17 protein-coding genes are annotated in these 18,292 nt (G+C 63.0%); 11 read left to right on the plus strand and 6 right to left on the minus strand.

Annotation, left to right across the window (positions count from 1 at the left end):
• Window positions 1-62: 62 nt before the first annotated feature.
• Both CKW35_RS11480 and CKW35_RS11485 read right to left on the minus strand, forming a co-directional pair.
• A complete protein-coding gene (locus CKW35_RS11480) occupies window positions 63-782 on the minus strand; it encodes an OmpA family protein (RefSeq protein WP_060520039.1) in 720 nt (239 codons plus the stop codon).
• A gap of 88 nt (window positions 783-870) precedes the next feature.
• The gene (locus tag CKW35_RS11485) at window positions 871-1,563 is read right to left on the minus strand and encodes an OmpA family protein (protein ID WP_016488741.1); all 693 of its coding nucleotides are present in this window, start codon (window positions 1,561-1,563) and stop codon (window positions 871-873) included.
• 159 nt (window positions 1,564-1,722) lie between these two features.
• Between CKW35_RS11485 and CKW35_RS11490 the strand changes: the two genes are divergently transcribed.
• From CKW35_RS11490 to CKW35_RS11505, 4 genes are read left to right on the plus strand one after another with little or no spacing between them, the layout of a single operon-like run.
• A complete protein-coding gene (locus tag CKW35_RS11490; protein WP_024717443.1) occupies window positions 1,723-2,217 on the plus strand; it encodes a DUF6231 family protein in 495 nt (164 codons plus the stop codon).
• Window positions 2,218-2,219: 2 nt separating this feature from the next.
• The gene (locus CKW35_RS11495) at window positions 2,220-2,696 is read left to right on the plus strand and encodes a YchJ family protein (RefSeq protein WP_016488750.1); all 477 of its coding nucleotides are present in this window, start codon (window positions 2,220-2,222) and stop codon (window positions 2,694-2,696) included.
• A gap of 2 nt (window positions 2,697-2,698) precedes the next feature.
• The gene (locus CKW35_RS11500; RefSeq protein ID WP_031312595.1) at window positions 2,699-3,184 is read left to right on the plus strand and encodes an LEA type 2 family protein; all 486 of its coding nucleotides are present in this window, start codon (window positions 2,699-2,701) and stop codon (window positions 3,182-3,184) included.
• A 7-nt stretch (window positions 3,185-3,191) separates the two neighbouring features.
• Window positions 3,192-3,395, plus strand: coding sequence for an SEC-C metal-binding domain-containing protein (locus CKW35_RS11505; RefSeq protein ID WP_019471879.1), 204 nt, complete (start codon window positions 3,192-3,194; stop codon window positions 3,393-3,395).
• A 24-nt stretch (window positions 3,396-3,419) separates the two neighbouring features.
• Here the strand turns inward: CKW35_RS11505 and CKW35_RS11510 are convergent, their stop codons facing one another.
• From CKW35_RS11510 to CKW35_RS11525, 4 genes are read right to left on the minus strand one after another with little or no spacing between them, the layout of a single operon-like run.
• Window positions 3,420-4,322 (minus strand): pyridoxal-phosphate dependent enzyme, encoded by a 903-nt coding sequence (locus CKW35_RS11510; protein WP_016488753.1) that lies wholly within the window; start codon window positions 4,320-4,322, stop codon window positions 3,420-3,422.
• Window positions 4,319-5,530: an MFS transporter gene (locus CKW35_RS11515; RefSeq protein WP_016488754.1), complete on the minus strand. Its 1,212-nt coding sequence runs from the start codon at window positions 5,528-5,530 to the stop codon at window positions 4,319-4,321. Before CKW35_RS11515 ends, CKW35_RS11510 begins: the two co-directional genes overlap by 4 nt.
• The gene (locus CKW35_RS11520; protein WP_016488755.1) at window positions 5,527-6,315 is read right to left on the minus strand and encodes an alanyl-tRNA editing protein; all 789 of its coding nucleotides are present in this window, start codon (window positions 6,313-6,315) and stop codon (window positions 5,527-5,529) included. Before CKW35_RS11520 ends, CKW35_RS11515 begins: the two co-directional genes overlap by 4 nt.
• Window positions 6,312-7,025, minus strand: coding sequence for a serine O-acetyltransferase (locus tag CKW35_RS11525; protein ID WP_023049356.1), 714 nt, complete (start codon window positions 7,023-7,025; stop codon window positions 6,312-6,314). Before CKW35_RS11525 ends, CKW35_RS11520 begins: the two co-directional genes overlap by 4 nt.
• Before the next feature lie 172 nt (window positions 7,026-7,197).
• On the opposite strand from CKW35_RS11525, the gene CKW35_RS11530 reads away from it, so the two are divergent.
• The 7 genes from CKW35_RS11530 (at window position 7,198) to pdeM (ending at window position 18,286) form a co-directional block, all read left to right on the plus strand.
• Window positions 7,198-8,538, plus strand: a complete 1,341-nt coding sequence (locus CKW35_RS11530; protein WP_016488757.1) for a PLP-dependent aminotransferase family protein — start codon at window positions 7,198-7,200, stop codon at window positions 8,536-8,538.
• A gap of 103 nt (window positions 8,539-8,641) precedes the next feature.
• A complete protein-coding gene (locus CKW35_RS11535; protein ID WP_060520036.1) occupies window positions 8,642-11,083 on the plus strand; it encodes a penicillin acylase family protein in 2,442 nt (813 codons plus the stop codon).
• 107 nt (window positions 11,084-11,190) lie between these two features.
• Window positions 11,191-12,207 (plus strand): ligase-associated DNA damage response exonuclease, encoded by a 1,017-nt coding sequence (locus tag CKW35_RS11540; protein ID WP_016488759.1) that lies wholly within the window; start codon window positions 11,191-11,193, stop codon window positions 12,205-12,207.
• Window positions 12,204-13,862 (plus strand): ATP-dependent DNA ligase, encoded by a 1,659-nt coding sequence (locus tag CKW35_RS11545; RefSeq protein ID WP_095115964.1) that lies wholly within the window; start codon window positions 12,204-12,206, stop codon window positions 13,860-13,862. The genes CKW35_RS11540 and CKW35_RS11545 overlap by 4 nt, the downstream gene beginning before the upstream one ends.
• Before the next feature lie 132 nt (window positions 13,863-13,994).
• Window positions 13,995-15,110, plus strand: a complete 1,116-nt coding sequence (locus CKW35_RS11550) for a succinylglutamate desuccinylase/aspartoacylase family protein (protein ID WP_024717445.1) — start codon at window positions 13,995-13,997, stop codon at window positions 15,108-15,110.
• 66 nt (window positions 15,111-15,176) lie between these two features.
• Window positions 15,177-17,639 (plus strand): ligase-associated DNA damage response DEXH box helicase, encoded by a 2,463-nt coding sequence (locus tag CKW35_RS11555; RefSeq protein ID WP_095115966.1) that lies wholly within the window; start codon window positions 15,177-15,179, stop codon window positions 17,637-17,639.
• Entirely contained in the window at window positions 17,636-18,286 is a 651-nt protein-coding gene (pdeM, locus tag CKW35_RS11560; RefSeq protein WP_095115968.1) for a ligase-associated DNA damage response endonuclease PdeM, read from the plus strand. Before CKW35_RS11555 ends, pdeM begins: the two co-directional genes overlap by 4 nt.
• The last annotated feature ends 6 nt before the right edge of the window (window positions 18,287-18,292 follow it).

The raw sequence follows: 18,292 nt of genomic DNA on the forward strand, positions 1-18,292 counted from the left end.
CCCGTTCGAGCGGGCCATGCGACCAACATTAACTGCAATGCCAAGGCAGGCGCCAGCACCGCTCAGTTGAGGTGCAGCTCCACTCGTCGGTTGCGCGCGCGGCCCTCCTCGCTTTCGTTATCAGTGACAGGCTCGCTTTCTCCACGGCCCTGGCTGGTGACCTTGCCCGGTTCCAGGCCCTGGCTGATAAGGTACTCGGCAACGCTGCTGGCACGGCGCTCGGAAAGCGCCTGGTTGTAGCTGTCGGAACCCACGTTGTCGGTGTGTCCGATCACGCTCACCTTGGCGATGGCCGGTGAGTCGAGTTTCGCCACCAGGCCTTGCAGCCGTTGCTGCGCCGCCGAGGTCAGGTCGGCGGAATCGAAGGCAAACATCACCGCGCCGTTGTCATCGAGGATGATCACCTCCGGCGAGGGCTCAGGTACAGTGGCAGGCGGCGCTGCGGGGTACTCCTTCAGCGGGCAACCCATATGGTCGACTGCAGTGTTGGCGGGAGTATCGGGGCAATGATCGCGGCGGTCGAAAATGCCGTCGCCATCTTCGTCACCGTCTTGGGCGTAACAGATCAACCCCCCGGCAATGGCGCCCAGAGCGCCGCCACCTGCGGCCCAAGTGGAGCTTTCAATAGCGCCCAGGCCGCCCCCGACCAGGCCTCCCAGCAGGCTGCAGATGGGCCAGGTCCTTTGGTTGAGCGGCGCGCCACCATCGCTGTGGGTTGCACAGCCCGCGAGCAGGCTGGCAGCCACCAACAGCGGCAGCGCCGCCTTCGACGTCACACTCATGCTGAATGCTCCTGTGTCATTGGCCACGAACGGCTGACCGGCATGAAGACGCGCCCGTGCCACTGCTCAAGGCACGGGCGCACACCATCTACCGCTGGATCTTGATTTCGGTACGGCGGTTCATGGCACGCCCCTCGGCCGTGGCATTGTCAGCCACCGGCTGGGTTTCACCAGCGCCGACCACCGAAACGAAGCTGCTGCGCGGTACACCGCTCTCGACCAGGTAATCGGTCACCGAGTGGGCCCGACGCTCGGACAGTTTCTGGTTGTAGCTATCGGAGCCAACGCTGTCGGTATGGCCGCTGACGCTCAGGCGGGCGGAGGGCGCTTCCTGCTTCAGGCGCGTGGCAATGGTGTTGAGGCGCTCTTTGTCACGGGCGGTCAGGCGTGCAGAATCGAACTCGAAGTGCACATCGCGGATGACGATGACCTCTTCCTTCTGCACCACCACTTCCTCCACCACTGCTACCGGCTCAGGCGGGCAGCCGTTGGCATCGACCTGCACACCACGGGGTGTGCCCGGGCACTTGTCACGGCTGTCCGGCACGCCGTCGCCATCCTCGTCACCATCGCCATGGGCCCAGCAATAGCCCGCCGCCAGGCCACCGCCCAACAACGCACCCCAGCCAGCCCAGCTGGAACTTTCAATAGCGCCCAATGCGGCGCCACCTACACCCCCGACGGCGGCACATTTCGGCCAGTCGGTTTTCTGCAAACCTGCACAACCAGTCAACACACTGGTGAGCAGTACCAGGGGTAACGCTGTGCGTACTATGCTCATTTCATTGCTTCTCCTAGGGGGAATCGGCATAAGGCCGATCTCTGGGAGTAAAGACCGGGCATTCGAACCCTGCCAGCAATAAGCCACGACATGGTCACAAGCCTCTTTGCCCGCACGCCGCAGCCCGCTAGTCTTGGACGACTTGAACGAGGATTGGCAATGACCGACGGTTTTTCCCAACGCACCCCGCAGCAGGCCCTCGCGGCCCTGCTCGAACGCTTCACCCCACAACGCCTGCTGCTGGTCGGCACGCGCTTTCCGGCGCTGGATGCCTTCGCCCAGGCGCACCCCCAGGTGACTATTGCCACTGCAGCCCCGGGCCCGCTGCCGGCCGAACTGGCGGCACAACGCTTTGACCTGGCGGTGCTGGTGGACTGCCTGGAACACCTGCCCAAGCGCACCGGCCTGGAACTGCTCGGCGGCATTCGCAACCTCAATGCCAGCCGGGTCGCGGTGCTGACCGACCTGACCGCCTGCGGCTGGCAAGATACTGACTTCTTTGCCCTGGCCCTGTCGGCCAGCGAGAAATTCCGCCGTGACCAGCAGGTATTGAGCCTGTTCACCTATGATCTACATGACTACAAGCAGGTCCCGGACTGGCTCAACGCCCGGTTCTGGGCCAATCCTGAAAACTTCGGCAAGTACTGGTGGTGATGATGAGTGTCTCGGTCTGCCCTTGCGGCAGTGGCAACCTGCTCGACGCCTGTTGCGGGCATTACCATGCCGGCACCCCGGCACCCGATGCCCAGGCGCTGATGCGCTCACGCTACAGTGCCTACGTGCTGGGCCTGGTCGACTACCTGGTCGCCACCACCCTGCCGGCCCAGCAAGCCGACCTGGACAAAGCCGCCATGGCTGCCTGGAGCGCCCAGAGCACCTGGCTGGGGCTGGAGGTGGAAGGCGCCGAAGTGCTGGGCGGCCAGCCGGAGCACGGGTTTGTCACCTTCACCGCACGCTGGCACGACCAGGATGGCGATCACCAGCACCGTGAACGTTCGGCGTTCGTCCAGCATGCCGGGCGCTGGTACTTCATCGACCCTACGGTCGGGCTGAAGGCCGGGCGTAACGACCCTTGCCCTTGCGCCAGCGGGCAGAAGTTCAAGAAATGCTGCGCCAGTTACGTGGGGAGCTGACCATGATGACCCGCGCCCGTCTGCTAATGCCCTGCACCCTGATGGCATGCCTGGCGTTGCTGGCGGGCTGCGCCAGTTGGGGGGGTGACGACTGGCGCGAGCCCGAAGTGCACCTGATCGAGGTCGAAACGGTCAAGGCCAGGTTGCTGGAGCAAGAGTTCGTGCTGCACGTGCGGGTCGACAACCCCAATGACAGCCGCCTGTTCATCCGCAACCTGTCGTATGCAATACGCCTCAACGACCTGCTGCTGGTACAGGATGAAGCCAGCGTATGGCGCAGCGTGGGCGGGCACGCCCGACGCACCTTCAAGATTACCGCGCGAACCAACCTGTGGCAGCACCTCAAGCCACTGGCCAAGCTGCTCAGAAGCAAGCAGCCGCTGCATTACACCCTGCAGGGCGAGCTGGCGACCGGGCTGCTCATCCATCGGGACCTGCACTTATCGCGCAGTGGTGAGATAATCCCCGGCGATCACATCCCGGAGTAACCCTGCAATGTCCCAACAACCTCACGTTCATGGCCCTGACTGCAACCACGACCATGATCATGACCACCACCACGATCATGGCCATGTACACGGCCCGCATTGCAATCACGGCCACCAGGAGCCGGTACGCAACGCCCTGAAGGACGTTGGCCGTAACGACCCTTGCCCGTGCGGTAGCGAGAAAAAGTTCAAGAAGTGCCACGGCGCCTGATTGACTGGCTCGATTAAAAACCTGCTACGCGGCCTTTCGCCGGGTCGCCCCCAGCAAGTCCTGGTACCAGAGCCCGGCGTCATAGGCGATGGTGACCAGGGTGGTCGCGGCATACCGCGGGTGCTGTGCCATGCGCTGGGCAACAGCGAGGCAGGCTGCGGCGGTATTCCCCACGAAAATGCCACTTTGCATGTAGAACCAGCGCTGTGCGGCCAGCATTTCGGCGTGCTGCACCTGAGCCCGTTCGTCCACCAGCGACCAGTCCATGAAGGGTGGGCAAACACCCACCGCCATGCCTTCAAAGCGATGGTCGGTGAACACGCCCGCCCTTGAATCACAACCGCTGGGGTCGACCAACACCGTCGAAACGTCAAAACCGTGGTCCTTCAGCCCCAGGGTAATACCTGTAAAACTTGCACCAGTGCCGGCGCAGCCGACAAACAGGATTTCCCGCCCAGCCCCGACGTTGGTCAATTGCACGGCCAGTTCGCTGGCCGTCTGGTAACGATGGGCTTCAATGCCCACCGGGTTGTTGAATTGATCGGTATAGAAATAGGACTTGCCCAGCGCGACCTGGTTATCCAGGTGATGCATCACGACATCCTTGGGCGTGGCACCGGCCACCAGCATTTCCTTGCCGATCAGCCTGGCACCAAAACACTCCAGCAAGTCCCGTTTGGTCTGGCTGAAGCCAAGCCCTACCGCCAGCTCCACGGCAACCTGGTATTTGTGGCAGGCCGCCAGCAAGCCGAAACCGAAACTGCCACCGGTTTTTTCGATGACCGTCGTCACACCTGGGATGATGTCGCCATTGCGCAAGGCATGTTCCACGATGAGCCGGGCTGCCCGGTACTTGTGGCTACCGCCTGGGTTGTTCATTTCCAGTTTGGTGTAGATGCGTTCGCTGACGCTGATGAGTTCGCTCATTTGCGGCTACCTTCCATGGAAGTGTGCAGGCAGGCCTTGTTCTGCAGCAGGCCAGCAGTGGCGAAAAGCAAACCGATGCAAAGGGCCATGCAGATGGCGTTGGTGCCATCCCAGCCAACCGTGCTCAGCAACAGTGAAGGGCTGAAGGCACCGACGGTTGCCAATATGGCAATGGCCAAGTCGTTCTTGCCCTGCATCTGCATCGCTGCCGGGCTGTTCTGCAGGGCCTGGGCCAGCAATGCACCGCCGCCCACATAGGTCAGGTTCCAGCCCAGCCCGAGGGCAATCAGCGCCAGGGTCATCATGGCGTAGCTGTGGGACCAGATATTCAGCGCCGAGCATCCGATCAACAGGGCCAAACCGGCACAGATGGTGGTCTTGATGCCCAGCTTCTGGATGATTGCGCCGGTGAAAAACGACGGTGCAAACATGGCTACCACATGCCACTGGATTGCCAGGCGCACGTCAGAGAAGTCCTCATGCATGTGTTTCATGTGCATCGATGCCTGAATCATGAGCAGGTTCATGATCCCGTAGCTCAGTGCCGCCACCGCCATGGCAACTTTCACGGCCGGGCTGAACGGTTCGGCGCGGGGAGTGGCCGATTTTTCCGCGTGCTGACGAGCCTTGGCGGTGCCGGCATCGTTGGGCAGGCAAACGGCAATCATCAGCGAAATCACCGCCAGGCCAACAAACGAGGCATAACACAGCGAAAACAGCGGGTACCCGCCAACGTCCCTGAGCCATTCGGTCAGTGTCGGCCCCACCACTGCGGCAATCACGCCCCCCGCCACAACCAGTGAAAGGGCTTTGGGCTTGAGGCTCTGGGCCAGATTGTCAGTGGCCGCGAAGCGGTTGAAGTTGGCAAAGGCGATATACACGCCCAACGCCGAATGGCTCAACACCAGCAGCTGGAACTGCTGGTACTCCACAGCCAGATAACCGCTGATACCAGAAGCCGCCAAAGGGATCGCCCCCAGCATGAAGGCCTTCTTGCGACCGATACGGCTCATCAACCTGGAGACGGGGTAGGTCGCCAGCATCAGGCACAGGAACTGGAACCCGTAGGGCACGGTGGACCACGCAGCAGCGGGTGCCAAGGCCGCACCGACAATGGCGGCCATGGTCACGGACATGACGGCGGTCGTCAGGTTGATCGACTGTGCGCTGAAGTACAGGTAGGTCCGCCGCGGGAGTGTGCTGTTCATAGTGCAGGCTCGTGATAGGTGGACAGATCGATTTCGGCATCCGGGAACACACAGATCAGCCGCTCTTTGCCCTTGCCCAGGCGTTTGCGCCGCACGGATAGGCGCCCGATGCGACCAGGCGACTCAAGGTGTGTGCCGCCACACGGGATTTCGATGCCGTTGTAGGTCCACAACCGCGCGTCTTCCAGGCCCTGCACCGCGTAGTGCTCGATGGGCGCATTGCAGGCGATCAGCTCATTTGCACGCCGCTCTATCTCAACCACGTCTTCGGCAGTGAAGGCGTCCTCAACCAGAAAATCGAACCGCGCAGAGTCTTCCTTGATGTGGCAGCCGATGGTCCACTGTTTCAATTCTTCTCGCAGGCTGATCGCCGCGGCATACAGGAAGTGACTGGCACTGTGAGACAGCGTCAACCGTTCGCGCCGTTCAGTATCGATAGTGACGCGGGCCGGCATGCCAACGGTGACTTCGTCCAGCAGATGCAAGTCATCAGGGTGCAGGCTGTGAATAATGATGCCGCCCAGTTTTCCGCCCTTGAAACCTTCCAGGCGAATAGGGCTGCCATAAAGTTTTTTTACCCAGACAAAGCGCACGGTACCGATCGGTAGTTCAATGGTGCCGACGTCTGCCTCCTGGCCACCACCTTCTGGATAGGCCACGGTACTTTGCAACTCGATACCGTCACTGTGCACCCGCGTTACTTGCGTACTTGCGCCCGCCAGATACTGGTCTTTGTAATACAGCTTTTCAGTATTGCGTAGCACTTCATAGTTCAGAGCATTCATGATTCCAGTACCACCTGCAATGATGTTTTAACCTGCACCCGGGCAGCCGCAGGTACGTCTTTTGTAACAATGCAGCCAGGCCCTATAAAGGCGCCGTCACCCACATGGATAGCGCCGAGTACACTGGCGAAAGCGCCGATCTGGACCCGGTTGCCGAGGGTTGGATGGCGAGGGCTCGAAGGGTTGTCGCTGATGCCGCGAGCGCCCAGCGTGACGCCGCCCAGCACGTAGCAATCGTCACCAATGGTCGAGGTTTCACCAATGACGGTGCCCATGCCGTGATCGATGATGAAACGCGCACCGATACGGCTGCGGAAATGGATTTCCGCACCCGAGAGCATTTTCCCGCGCCTGGAGATCATCGCGGCCAGGCATTGGCCACCAGCGCCGTAGGTAGAAGCAGTATTGTTATATATCCAATGGGCAAGCCGATAATGCAGAACTGCAGAATAAGAGGTATAGGTCCTTGCAATGAACACCAGGTCACGGCCAGCAGCCGGGTCTTTCTGGGCAAAGGCCTGTAAATCGGCATGCGCCTGTTCTGAAACACTTTCAATCACTGATGTTTGAACAAGTGCCTCGAACTCATCGATTGAGCAGCACTCCAATAACGCCGAGGTCACAAGGTTTTTCACAACTTTGAATGAGGCCAGTTCGTCAGGCACAGGAAGCCTGGCAATGACGGCTGATTGCATGTCCATAATCTGCATGGGCTTGATATCCAGTTATCTGGTCTGCACAGACGTTAAAAGTGCCGCCGTTGCTGGCAGCCGAAAGTTCCGACAAGGGGATAGTGGCATGTACTGGCCATTAGCAAACGAACAGTCGACAAGCATTTCCGTTAACTGTTAGGCTTTTTTTTCTAACGGTTTCGGACCTGCCATGAACCCCTGCAGCCTTCATCACCTGTTAAAACAACGCCTGGATGCAGGCGAATGGTTGCCCGGGCAACGCATGCCCTCCATTCGCAAGCTGACAGCAGCGGTCGACTTCAGTTACCACGACGTGGTATCGGCCTATGCCCAGCTGGTCAGCGAAGGTGTATTGACGGCCTCGCCCGGCCGCGGTTACTTCGTCGCAAACCGCACCCGGCAAACCAGCGTGATCCACGAGCCCGAGTGCATGGCCGGAGACCCGCTGTTCCGTCTGCTGCAAGGCGGCCAGCACTACACCAAACTGGGCAGCGGTTGGTTGCCCCCCGCATGGCGGGACACCGAACTGCTGGCCAAGGCGATTCGGCGCACGGCGCGGCTGGAGCAAAGTTCGCTGGCAGAATATGGCGATATCCAGGGTTACCTGCCCATGCGCAAACAGCTGTGTGTGCACATGAAACGGCTGACCCGTGTCGAAGCCCGCCCCAACCAGTTGCTGACGACGCTAGGCGCTACCCAAGGCCTGGACCTGGTCGCCCGCTTGCTGATCAAGCCAGGCGACCACGTTTTCGTCGATGAGCCGGGCAACGGCAACCTGATCAAGCTGATCCAGCTGGCGGGCGGGCACGTTGTCGGCATCCGGCGGACCCAGGACGGGCCGGACGTGGAGGAAATGAGAAGCCACCTGGCCAGGCACAAGGTCAAGGCGTTTTTCTGCAACAGCACCTTCCACAACCCCACCGGCAGCAACATCAGCCCGCACAACGCCTTCAGCGTGCTGCGCCTGGCAGTGGAGCACGAGTTCTACGTGGTCGAGGATGATGTATATGGCGACTTCAGCCCTGCCGTGCGCCAGACATTCGCCGAACTGGACAACCTTGACCGGGTCATCTACATCGGCAGTTTTTCCAAATGCCTGTCCGCCTCGTTACGCGTGGGCTTCATCGCCTGCTCGCAAGACCTGATAGAACCCCTCACCCGCCTGAAACTGCTGACCTGCGTAGCCGTGCCTGCGTTTTGCGAGCGATTCGTCAACACCATATTGTCGGATGGCACCTATGCCCGGCATATGAAGGATGTGCAGCAGCGCCTGATACGGCAACAAGTTCAGACCCAACGCTTGTTGCTTGAGCGCGGTTGGCAGTTCGAGATCGCGCCGCAAGGGGGCATGTTCCTCTGGGTCTATCACCCGGACCTGCCAGACCTGCAACCTCTGGTACGCAAACTGGAGCAGAACAAGATCCTGCTGATGCCCGGCTCTGCGTTCGCAGTCACCCGTGACTACCGGCGCTATGCGCGCATCAACTGCACGCATTTTTCCGACACGCTGGCAGACCACTTCAACGTTTGAGCCTGCGCAGGTAAATAAACCGACATAGGACCTTGCATGGCGCCTGCGCGCTTACTACCTTAGCGCCTTTCGAAACCCGCCTCGCCTTGCAGGAGCCCTTGTCATGGCCGCCCCCGCCTTTCCTCCCTTACGCCTGCGGTTTGCAACCGCCGCAACGCTGCTCGGTATGCTCGGGCTGGCCGGCTGCCAGACGGGCGGCCACCAGGACAGCGTGCCACCGACCAGCGGCGTGCAGCCACTCAAGGGCCTGGCGCAAAACGTCTCGGTGCGCCGCAACGCGATGGGCGCGCCGCTGATCGAAAGCAGCAGCTTCCATGATGCGCTGTTCAGTCTGGGCTATGTGCACGCCGGCGACCGCATCGAACAGATGGTTGCCATGCGCCTGCTCGCCCAGGGTCGCCTGGCCGAACTGGCCGGCAGCGACGCGCTGGACATCGACCGCCTGATGCGCGCTGCCAACCTCAAGCAGAGCGCCGCCCAGCAATACGCCGACGCATCGCCACGGCTCAAGCGCTTCTTCGAAGTGTATGCACGCGGGGTCAACGCCTACCTGTTCCGCTACCGCGACAAGTTGCCGGCCGGTCTGGCCAACAGTGGCTATCGCCCCGAATACTGGAAGCCTGAGGACTCGGCGCTGATCTTCTGCCTGTACGCGTTCAGCCAGTCGGTGAACCTGCAGGAAGAACTGAGCGCCCTGACCCTGGCAGAGAAGGCCGGCAGTGACAAACTGGCCTGGCTGCTGCCCGGCGCCCCGGATGAGCCACTGGCTCAAGGCGAAGTGGACAAGCTCAAGGGCCTGAACTTGGCCAGCCAGCTGCCGGGCCTTCACGCACTGGCGGCCGCCAGCCAGAAACTGGCCGACCTTGGCCTGCTCGGCAGCCCGGGCTCGGCCAACCTGGCGCTGGGGCCGCAGCGCAGCCGCAGTGGCAAGAGCCTGCTGGCCAGCGACAGCCGTGCCGCCTGGGCCCTGAGCCCGGTGCAAATCCACACTGGCAAGTACCAGGTCGCCGGCCTGTCGTTACCCGGCCTGCCAATCGTGCTGGCCGGCTACAACGGCAAGCTGGCCTGGAGCAGCAGCGCCGTGATGGCCGACAACCAGGACTTGTACCTGGAGCAACTGCGACGTCAGGGCAACCAGCTGAGTTACCTGGCCGATGGCAAATGGCTGCCGGCCCGCGCCCGTAGCGAAACCTTCTTTGTCCGTGGCCAGCGCCCGCTGCGCGAGGTGATGTACGACACTCGCCATGGCACCCTGCTGGCCCAACCCGACAACGCCGGCCTGGGCCTGGCGCTGAACCTGCCGCAGTTCAAGGGCGACCGCAGCCTGGATGCGCTGTTTGACCTGACCCGGGCCAAGAACGTGGAGCGCGCCTTCGACAGTACCCGTGAAGTGACTGCTGCTGCCCTCAATTTCGTCTTCGCCGAACCTGAACACATCGGCTGGCAGGTCAGCGGCCGCTACCCCAATCGCCGTGAAGGCCAGGGCCTGCTGCCCTCGCCCGGCTGGGACGGGCGCTATGACTGGGACGGCTATGCCGACCCGATGCTGCACCCCTACGACCAGGACCCACCTGCCGGCTGGATCGGCCACGCCAACCAGCGCAGCCTGCCGCGAGGCTATGGCATGCAGCTGTCCAGCACCTGGTATTACCCGGAACGCGCTGAGCGCCTGGCCCAGCTGGCCGGCAATGGCCGCCACGACAGCCGCAGCCTGATGGCAATGCAGAACGACCAGGTGACCCTGCTGGCCGGCAAGCTCAAGCAGATGTTCGATGCCCCCGGCATGGCCCAGCCACTGAAGCAGGCGATCGATGCGCTGCCCGCCGCCCAGCGCGACAAGGCCAAAGATGCGCTGGCCCGGCTCAAGGCGTTCGACGGCCGTCTAAGCACGGTGTCGGCTGATGCAGCGCTGTATGAGCTGTTCCTTCAGGAAGTGGCACGACAGACGTTCCTCGACGACCTTGGCCCGGAGTCCGGCCCGGCCTGGCAGGCCTTCGTCAACAATGCACGGTTGTCCTTCTCGGCGCAGGCCGATCACTTGCTCGGTCGCGATGACAGCCCGTTCTGGGATGACCGCAGCACCCCGCAGAAAGAAGACAAGCCCACCATCCTCGCCCGCAGCCTGGCTGGCGCGGTGGATGCCGGCACCGCACAACTGGGCGCAGACCGCCGCGCCTGGCAGTGGGGCAAGCTGCACCAATACCGCTGGCCGGCACCGGCCTATCATGGTTTGGGCGATGCCACCAGCCGTTCGCCGCTGGCGGCAGGCGGCGACCTCACTACCCTGGCCCTCACGCCGTACGCCTGGGGCAGCGACTTCGACACCCGCCTGCCGGCCTCGGCGCGGATGATCGTCGACTTCGGCCAGGCCGAACCTTTGCAGGTGCTGACCAGCAGCGGGCAGTCGGGCAACCCGGCCAGCGCACATTACAGTGACGGGCTGGATGCGTGGTTCAAAGGGCGCTTCATGAACCTGCCGCTACAGCCGCAGAATTTTGGCAGGGCATATGGCAACCCGCGGCTCACGTTGGTGCCCGGCAAATAAACGCCATCGCCTTTTTCGGGGCTGCTTGGCAGCCCCAACCATTCTCGGTCGAACTTCCTCTCTCCAGCATGGCTCCTAACTGGTAACTCCAAACCGGCGCCCATGCCATGGACCTCGTCATCGCCCGCCCCGAAGGCCTCTACTGCCCGCCCGGTGATTTCTACATAGACCCTTGGCGGCCCGTGGACCGCGCCGTGATCACCCATGGCCACGGTGACCATGCACGCACCGGCAATGGCCATTATCTGACAGCCAGCCCCGGCGCCGGCATCCTGCGTAGCCGCCTGGGCCAAGACATCAACTTGCAGACCCTGCCTTACGGCGAGCGCCTGGTACACCATGGCGTGACCCTGAGCCTGCACCCGGCCGGCCATGTGCTGGGCTCGGCGCAGGTGCGCCTGGAGCATCAGGGCCAAGTCTGGGTCGCCTCAGGTGACTATAAGGTTGAGCCCGATGCCACCTGTACTCCCTTCGAACCGGTGCCGTGCCACACCTTCATCACCGAATCCACTTTTGGCCTGCCAATCTACCGCTGGCCCAGCCAGGCCGACATCTTCGCCGGCATCAATGCCTGGTGGCGGGCCAACAGCGAACAGGGCAAGGCCAGCGTGCTGTTTTGCTATGCCTTCGGCAAGGCCCAGCGGATTCTGCATGGGCTGGACCCCAGCCTCGGCCCGATCCTCGTTCATGGCGCCGTTGAACCCCTCAACCGGGTATACCGGGACGCCGGCGTACACCTGCCAGAAACGCGCTATGCCGGCGATATACCGCGCAACGACCCTTTGCTGCGCCAGGCGCTGGTCCTGGCGCCCCCCTCGGCCAGCGGCAGCAGCTGGATGCGCCGCTTCGGCGACTACAGCGATGCGTTCGCCAGTGGCTGGATGCTGCTGCGCGGCACCCGCCGGCGCCGCGGCGTAGACCGGGGCTTCGTGCTCTCGGACCATGCCGACTGGCCCGGCCTGCTGTGGGCCATCGGCCAGACGGGCGCCGAACGGGTGATGGTCACCCACGGCTCGGTCAACGTGCTGGTGCGCTACCTCAACGAGCAAGGCCTTGATGCCCGCGCCTTCGCCACCGAATACGGCGACGAGGACGACGTTATCACTACCGAACCCACACTATGAAAGCCTTCGCCACGTTGTACCTGCGCCTGGATGCGACCACTTCCAGCAACGCCAAGCTAGAGGCGCTGCGCGAGTATTTCGCCAGTGCTCCCGCCGCAGATGCGGCCTGGGCCGTGTACTTTCTGGCCGGCGGACGCCCACGCCAGCTGGTGCCCACTCGCCTGTTGCGCGAACAGGCAATGGCCAGGGCCGGGTTACCGGACTGGCTCTTCGAAGAAAGTTATCAGGCAGTGGGTGACCTGGCCGAAACCATTTCGCTGTTGTTGCCCATCCACGCCGAGGGCAGCGATGAAGGCCTTGCCACCTGGGTGGAGCAGTACTTGCTGCCCCTGCGCGGGCTACCACCAGAGCAGGCTCAACAGCGCCTGCAGCCGCTGTGGGCGCAGCTGGACCGCCCCAGCCTGATGCTGTGCCTGAAACTGATCACTGGCAGTTTTCGCGTAGGCGTGTCCAAGCTGCTGGTCACCCGTGCCCTGGCGCAACTGGCCGGGCTGGACGCCAAACGCGTCGCCCAGCGGATGGTCGGCTACACCGATATCAGCCACCGCCCCACGCCCGCCAGCTATGAAAAGCTGATTGCCGCCGAGTCGGCCGATGAACACAGCCAGCGCGGCGGCCTGCCCTACCCGTTCTTCCTGGCGCACCCGCTGCAAGCGCCAACCGAACAGTTCGACGCACTGCTCGGGCCACCTAGCGCCTGGCAAATCGAGTGGAAATGGGACGGTATCCGCGCCCAGGTGGTCAAACGAGAAGGCCAGCTGTGGGTCTGGTCGCGTGGTGAGGAGCTGGTCACCGATCGCTTCCCCGAGCTGCACAGCCTGGCGCAGACGTTACCCGATGGCGTCGTGCTGGATGGTGAAATCCTGGTATGGAAGCCAGGCGATACCCCCGCTGAACTGGCGGTACAGCCCTTTGCTTTGCTACAGCAGCGCATCGGCCGCAAGACACTGGGCAAGAAATTGCTGAGCGATGCACCGGTGGTACTGCAAGCCTACGACCTGCTGGAGTGGCAAGGCGAGGACTGGCGCAACCGGCCGCAGCACGAACGCCGCCGGCAGCTGGAACAGTTGGTACAAGACCACCCACTGGCCCCGGTGCTGCTTTCGCCCCTGCTCGAAGGCCCCGACTGGGCTGACCTCGCCCGCCAGCGCGAGCAATCACGCAGCCTGGATGTCGAGGGCCTGATGCTCAAGCAGCGTGAAGCCCTGTACGGCGTGGGGCGCACCAAGGACATGGGCACCTGGTGGAAGTGGAAGATCGACCCGTTCAGCGTCGATGCCGTGCTGATCTACGCCCAGCGCGGCCACGGTCGGCGGGCCAGCCTGTACAGCGACTATACCTTTGCCGTGTGGGATGCACCGGCCGGCACACCGGGCCGCGCACTGGTGCCCTTTGCCAAGGCCTACTCCGGCCTCAGTGACGAAGAAATGCGCAAGGTCGACGCCATTATTCGCAAGACCACGGTGGAAACCTTCGGCCCGGTGCGCAGCGTGACGCCGACGCTGGTGTTCGAACTGGGCTTTGAAGGCATCGCTTTATCGAAGCGCCACAAAAGCGGCATCGCCGTGCGCTTTCCACGCATGCTGCGTTGGCGGCTGGACAAGCCGGTGGAAGAGGCGGATGACCTGGCAACCTTGCAGGCATTGCTGGCCTGAGGCAATTCTGGCCCGCGAAGAAGCCAGCGCGATCAACGGAGCGAAAGCGATGCAGGCGCAAGGCCAAAAATTATGCTTCTATCTTTGAGCCGACCCGTGTCAGACCGTATTCGCCACGCATCCAGGACCGCCATGCACCATTCAACCCACGACCTGCTCTCACCCGTTCCGGGCATCACCCGCCAACTGCACAGCTTTCACTTCGGCCCCCGTGGTGGCGGCAAGGTCTATATCCAGGCCTCGCTGCACGCCGACGAGCTGCCAGGCATGCTGGTGGCCTGGCACCTCAAACACCGCTTGATGGCACTTGAACAACAGGGCCGCCTGCAGCGTGAAATCGTCCTGGTACCGGTGGCCAACCCGGTCGGCCTGGAACAAGTGCTGCTGGATGCGCCACTGGGGCGCTTCGAACTGCAAAGCGGCGAAAACTTCAACCGCAACTTCGTCGACCTGTCGGACACCATTGGCGACCAGATCGAAACACACCTGACTCAGGACCCGGTGCATAACGTTGCGCTGATTCGCGAATACCTGCGCCGAGGGCTGGAGGCACACCCGGCCCGCACGCCCCTGCAGGCCCAGCGCCTGATCCTGCAGCGCCTGGCCTGCGACGCCGACATGGTGCTGGACCTGCATTGCGATTTCGAGGCGGTCGAGCACCTGTACACCACGCCCGACGCCTGGCAGCAGATCGAGCCGCTGGCCCGCTACCTGGGCGCCCAGGCCAGCCTGCTGGCCACCGACTCAGGCGGGCAGTCGTTCGACGAATGCTTCAGCCTGGTCTGGTGGCAGTTGCAGCAACGCTTCGGCAAGCGCTTCCCTATCCCGCTGGGCTGCTGCTCGGTGACTGTCGAACTGCGTGGCCAGGCCGATGTCAGCCATGACCTGGCCAGCCAGGATTGCCAGGCGATAATCGACTTCCTGACCCACGCGGGTGTTATCGAGGGCACCAGCCCCGCCTTGCCGGCCTTGCTCAACCCCGCCACTGCGCTGGCTGCTGTCGAGCCGGTGTCGACGCCACTGGGCGGTTTGCTGGTGTATCACGCCAAACCAGGGCAGCACCTGGAAGCCGGTCAGTTGATCGCAGAAATCATCGACCCGCTCAGCGACCGGGTGACCGCCGTACGCAACAGCCAGCCAGGCCTGTTGTACGCCCGCAGCGTGCGGCGCATGGCAACCGCGGGCATGGTCATCGCCCATGTGGCCGGCGAGCAGGTATGCCGCAGCGGCTATCTGCTGGGCAACTGATTCGGTAAAACCATTGCCACTGGCGGCTGGTCTGTAGAAGCACAACCTTGGACGGACCACTGCCTCATGCCCACCGCCACTGACCTTGCCAATGCCTGGTTCGCCAAACGCGGCTGGAAGCCGTTCGCTTTCCAGCGACGTGTCTGGGCAGCCGTGGAACGTGGCGAGTCTGGCCTGTTACATGCCAGTACCGGCGCAGGCAAGACCTACGCCGTATGGCTCGCCGCGCTACGTGCGTTCAAGGCCCTACCACAGGGCCGCCAACCTGTACCGCTGCAGGTGGTATGGGTGACACCCATGCGAGCCCTGGCCGCCGACACTGCCCGTGCCTTGCAAGCGCCCGTTGATGAGCTCGAGCTGCCCTGGAGCATAGGGGTGCGCAGCGGCGACACTGGCAGCGCCGAACGCGCCCGGCAAGCACGGCGCCTGCCCAGTGTACTGGTGACCACCCCCGAAAGCCTCACCTTGCTATTGACCCGGGCACAGGCCCGCGAAGACTTCGCCACGCTGCGCCTGGTGGTGGTGGATGAATGGCACGAACTGTTGGGCAACAAGCGCGGAGTACAACTGCAACTGGCCCTCGCCCGCCTGCGCCGGTGGCACCCCGGGCTGCCCACCTGGGGGCTCTCTGCCACGCTGGGCAACCTGCAACACGCGTTGGAGGTACTCCTGCCACAAGGTGGCCTGCTGGTGCAGGGCCGCCAGGACAAGGCGCTGCAGGTTGATACCCTGCTGCCGGCGGCGATTGACCGCTTCCCCTGGGCCGGGCACATGGGCCTCAAGATGCTCGGGCAGGTCAGCCATGAGATCGACGCCAGTGCCAGTTGCCTGGTATTTACCAACACCCGTGCCCAGGCCGAATTGTGGTACCAGGCCCTGCTTGACGCCCGCCCCGATTGGGCCGGGCTGATTGCCCTGCACCATGCCTCGCTCGCCCGGGACACCCGTGACTGGGTCGAGCGCAGCCTCAAGCAGGGCAGCCTGAAGGCAGTGGTCTGTACGTCCAGCCTGGACCTTGGCGTGGACTTTTTACCGGTGGAGCGGGTGCTGCAGATCGGCTCGGCCAAGGGTATTGCCCGCCTGATGCAGCGGGCCGGTCGCTCCGGTCATGCACCGGGGCGTCGCTCGCGAATAACCCTGGTGCCTACTCACAGCCTGGAACTGGTGGAAGCAGCAGCAGCCCGCCAGGCACTGGCAGCCGGGCACATTGAAGCGCGCTTCTCGCCACGCCTGTGCATGGACGTCCTGGTGCAGCACCTGGTCAGCATGGCCTTGGGCAGTGGTTTTCGCGCAGAACAATTGCTGTCCGAAGTGCGCAGCACCTGGGCGTTCGCCGAGTTGCGCGACAACCAGTGGCAATGGGCATTGGACTTCGTCTGCCACGGCGGAGGCTCACTCAGCGCCTACCCTGATTACCAGCGTGTTGAACGCCAGGAGGACGGCACCTATCGCGTGGCCAGTGAACGCCTGGCGCGCCGTCATCGCATGGGCATCGGCACCATTGTCAGTGATGCCCACCTGCAGTTGAAATACTGGAGCAAGGGCGGCGGGGGCAAAACGCTGGGCAGTGTCGAAGAAGCGTTCATCGCCCGCCTGCGCCCGGGCGATACGCTGGTATTTGGCGGGCGAGTGCTGGAACTGGTACGGGTGGAAAACATGACGGCCTATGTGCGTCGCAGTACTGCGCGCAAGGCTGCGGTGGCGCGCTGGAATGGCGGGCGCATGCCGCTCTCCAGCGAACTGGCCGACGCGCTGGTTGAACAACTCGATGCCGCAGCCCATGAGCGCTTCGAGGGCCCAGAGATGCGCGCGGTGCGCCCGCTGCTGGCGCTACAGGCTCAATGGTCGGCGTTGCCCACGACAGGCACGCTGCTGGCCGAGACGTTCAAATCCCGCCAGGGTTGGCACCTGTTCCTTTACCCGTTTGCCGGGCGCATGGCCAATCTGGGCCTGGCCAACCTGATTGCGTGGCGGGTCAGCCGCGTGCAGCCGCTGTCGGTATCGATTGCCGTCAACGATTATGGGTTCGAGCTGCTCAGCCCTGGCACCGTGGACTGGGCAGCGTACTTGCCACAGGCGCTTGCTACCGAACACCTGCTGGAGGATGTATTGGCCAGCCTGAATGCGGGAGAAATGGCGTTGCGGCGTTTTCGTGAGATCGCCCAGATCGCCGGGCTGGTTTTTGGCGGGTACCCGGCAGCACAGAAAAGTACCCGGCAGATCCAGGCATCCAGTGGGCTGTTCTACGAGGTTTTCCGCAAGCATGACGCTGACAACCTGCTACTGGGCCAGGCGCGGGACGAGGTGCTGAGAGAGGAGCTGGAAATTGACCGGCTGCATCAGCAATTGCTGAAAATGGGCAGCCTGCGCTTGGACCTGCGTATGTTGAAGCGGCCGGGACCGTTGGCATTTGCGTTGCTCGTGGAAGGCATGCGCGAGACGCTGAGCACCGAAAAACTGGCGGACCGTATTGCGCGAATGGTGGCTGAGCTGGAAAGCGCTGCGTCAATGGGCCCGACTGAACCATGAATCATCAGCCCATCACCCACTGTGGCCAAACGCTCTGGCTGCTCCCCGACAAAGCCATCTACTGGCCTGCCCGCCGCGCTCTGCTGGTAGCAGACGTGCACATCGGCAAGGCCGCCAGCTACCGCGCCCTCCATCAGCCGGTACCACGCGGCACCACGCAGGCCACACTCGCGCGGCTTGATAGCCTGCTGGTGGCTTATGACTGTGAGCTGCTGATCATTCTGGGCGATTTTCTGCATGCCCGAACGGCACGCGCTCCGGCGACACTGGCCAAGGTGCATGATTGGCGGGAACGGCATGCAAATCTGCAAATAGTCCTGATACGCGGCAACCATGATCGCAACGCAGGCGATCCCCCCGCTTCGCTGCGCATTGAAGTGCAAGATGAACCTTGGCTACTGGAACCGTTCGCGCTACAGCACGAACCTCAACCACACCCCACCCATCCGGTGCTGGCAGGCCATGTTCACCCGGTCTTCGTCCTGCGCGGCAAGGCTCGCCAACGACTGCGCCTGCCTTGCTTCCTGATCGATGCCCGCGTGAGCCTGCTGCCGGCATTTGGTGAATTCACCGGTGGCTGGGAAATTACGCCAGCCGACGCCAGCAAGATCTACCTGTCTGGCGCGGGGCGCGTCTGGCCGGTGTAAATGCGC

The sequence above is a fragment of the Pseudomonas sp. Irchel 3F3 genome (assembly GCF_900187545.1).
GTDB lineage: Bacteria > Pseudomonadota > Gammaproteobacteria > Pseudomonadales > Pseudomonadaceae > Aquipseudomonas > Aquipseudomonas fortuita.

Bases quoted from the DNA above. Each gene is read 5' to 3' on its own strand.
- CKW35_RS11480 (WP_060520039.1), bottom strand. From the start codon at position 782: ATGAGTGTGACGTCGAAGGCGGCGCTGCCGCTGTTGGTGGCTGCCAGC.
- CKW35_RS11485 (WP_016488741.1), bottom strand. From the start codon at position 1,563: ATGAGCATAGTACGCACAGCGTTACCCCTGGTACTGCTCACCAGTGTG.
- CKW35_RS11490 (WP_024717443.1), top strand. From the start codon at position 1,723: ATGACCGACGGTTTTTCCCAACGCACCCCGCAGCAGGCCCTCGCGGCC.
- CKW35_RS11495 (WP_016488750.1), top strand. From the start codon at position 2,220: ATGAGTGTCTCGGTCTGCCCTTGCGGCAGTGGCAACCTGCTCGACGCC.
- CKW35_RS11500 (WP_031312595.1), top strand. From the start codon at position 2,699: ATGATGACCCGCGCCCGTCTGCTAATGCCCTGCACCCTGATGGCATGC.
- CKW35_RS11505 (WP_019471879.1), top strand. From the start codon at position 3,192: ATGTCCCAACAACCTCACGTTCATGGCCCTGACTGCAACCACGACCAT.
- CKW35_RS11510 (WP_016488753.1), bottom strand. From the start codon at position 4,322: ATGAGCGAACTCATCAGCGTCAGCGAACGCATCTACACCAAACTGGAA.
- CKW35_RS11515 (WP_016488754.1), bottom strand. From the start codon at position 5,530: ATGAACAGCACACTCCCGCGGCGGACCTACCTGTACTTCAGCGCACAG.
- CKW35_RS11520 (WP_016488755.1), bottom strand. From the start codon at position 6,315: ATGAATGCTCTGAACTATGAAGTGCTACGCAATACTGAAAAGCTGTAT.
- CKW35_RS11525 (WP_023049356.1), bottom strand. From the start codon at position 7,025: ATGCAGATTATGGACATGCAATCAGCCGTCATTGCCAGGCTTCCTGTG.
- CKW35_RS11530 (WP_016488757.1), top strand. From the start codon at position 7,198: ATGAACCCCTGCAGCCTTCATCACCTGTTAAAACAACGCCTGGATGCA.
- CKW35_RS11535 (WP_060520036.1), top strand. From the start codon at position 8,642: ATGGCCGCCCCCGCCTTTCCTCCCTTACGCCTGCGGTTTGCAACCGCC.
- CKW35_RS11540 (WP_016488759.1), top strand. From the start codon at position 11,191: ATGGACCTCGTCATCGCCCGCCCCGAAGGCCTCTACTGCCCGCCCGGT.
- CKW35_RS11545 (WP_095115964.1), top strand. From the start codon at position 12,204: ATGAAAGCCTTCGCCACGTTGTACCTGCGCCTGGATGCGACCACTTCC.
- CKW35_RS11550 (WP_024717445.1), top strand. From the start codon at position 13,995: ATGCACCATTCAACCCACGACCTGCTCTCACCCGTTCCGGGCATCACC.
- CKW35_RS11555 (WP_095115966.1), top strand. From the start codon at position 15,177: ATGCCCACCGCCACTGACCTTGCCAATGCCTGGTTCGCCAAACGCGGC.
- pdeM (WP_095115968.1), top strand. From the start codon at position 17,636: ATGAATCATCAGCCCATCACCCACTGTGGCCAAACGCTCTGGCTGCTC.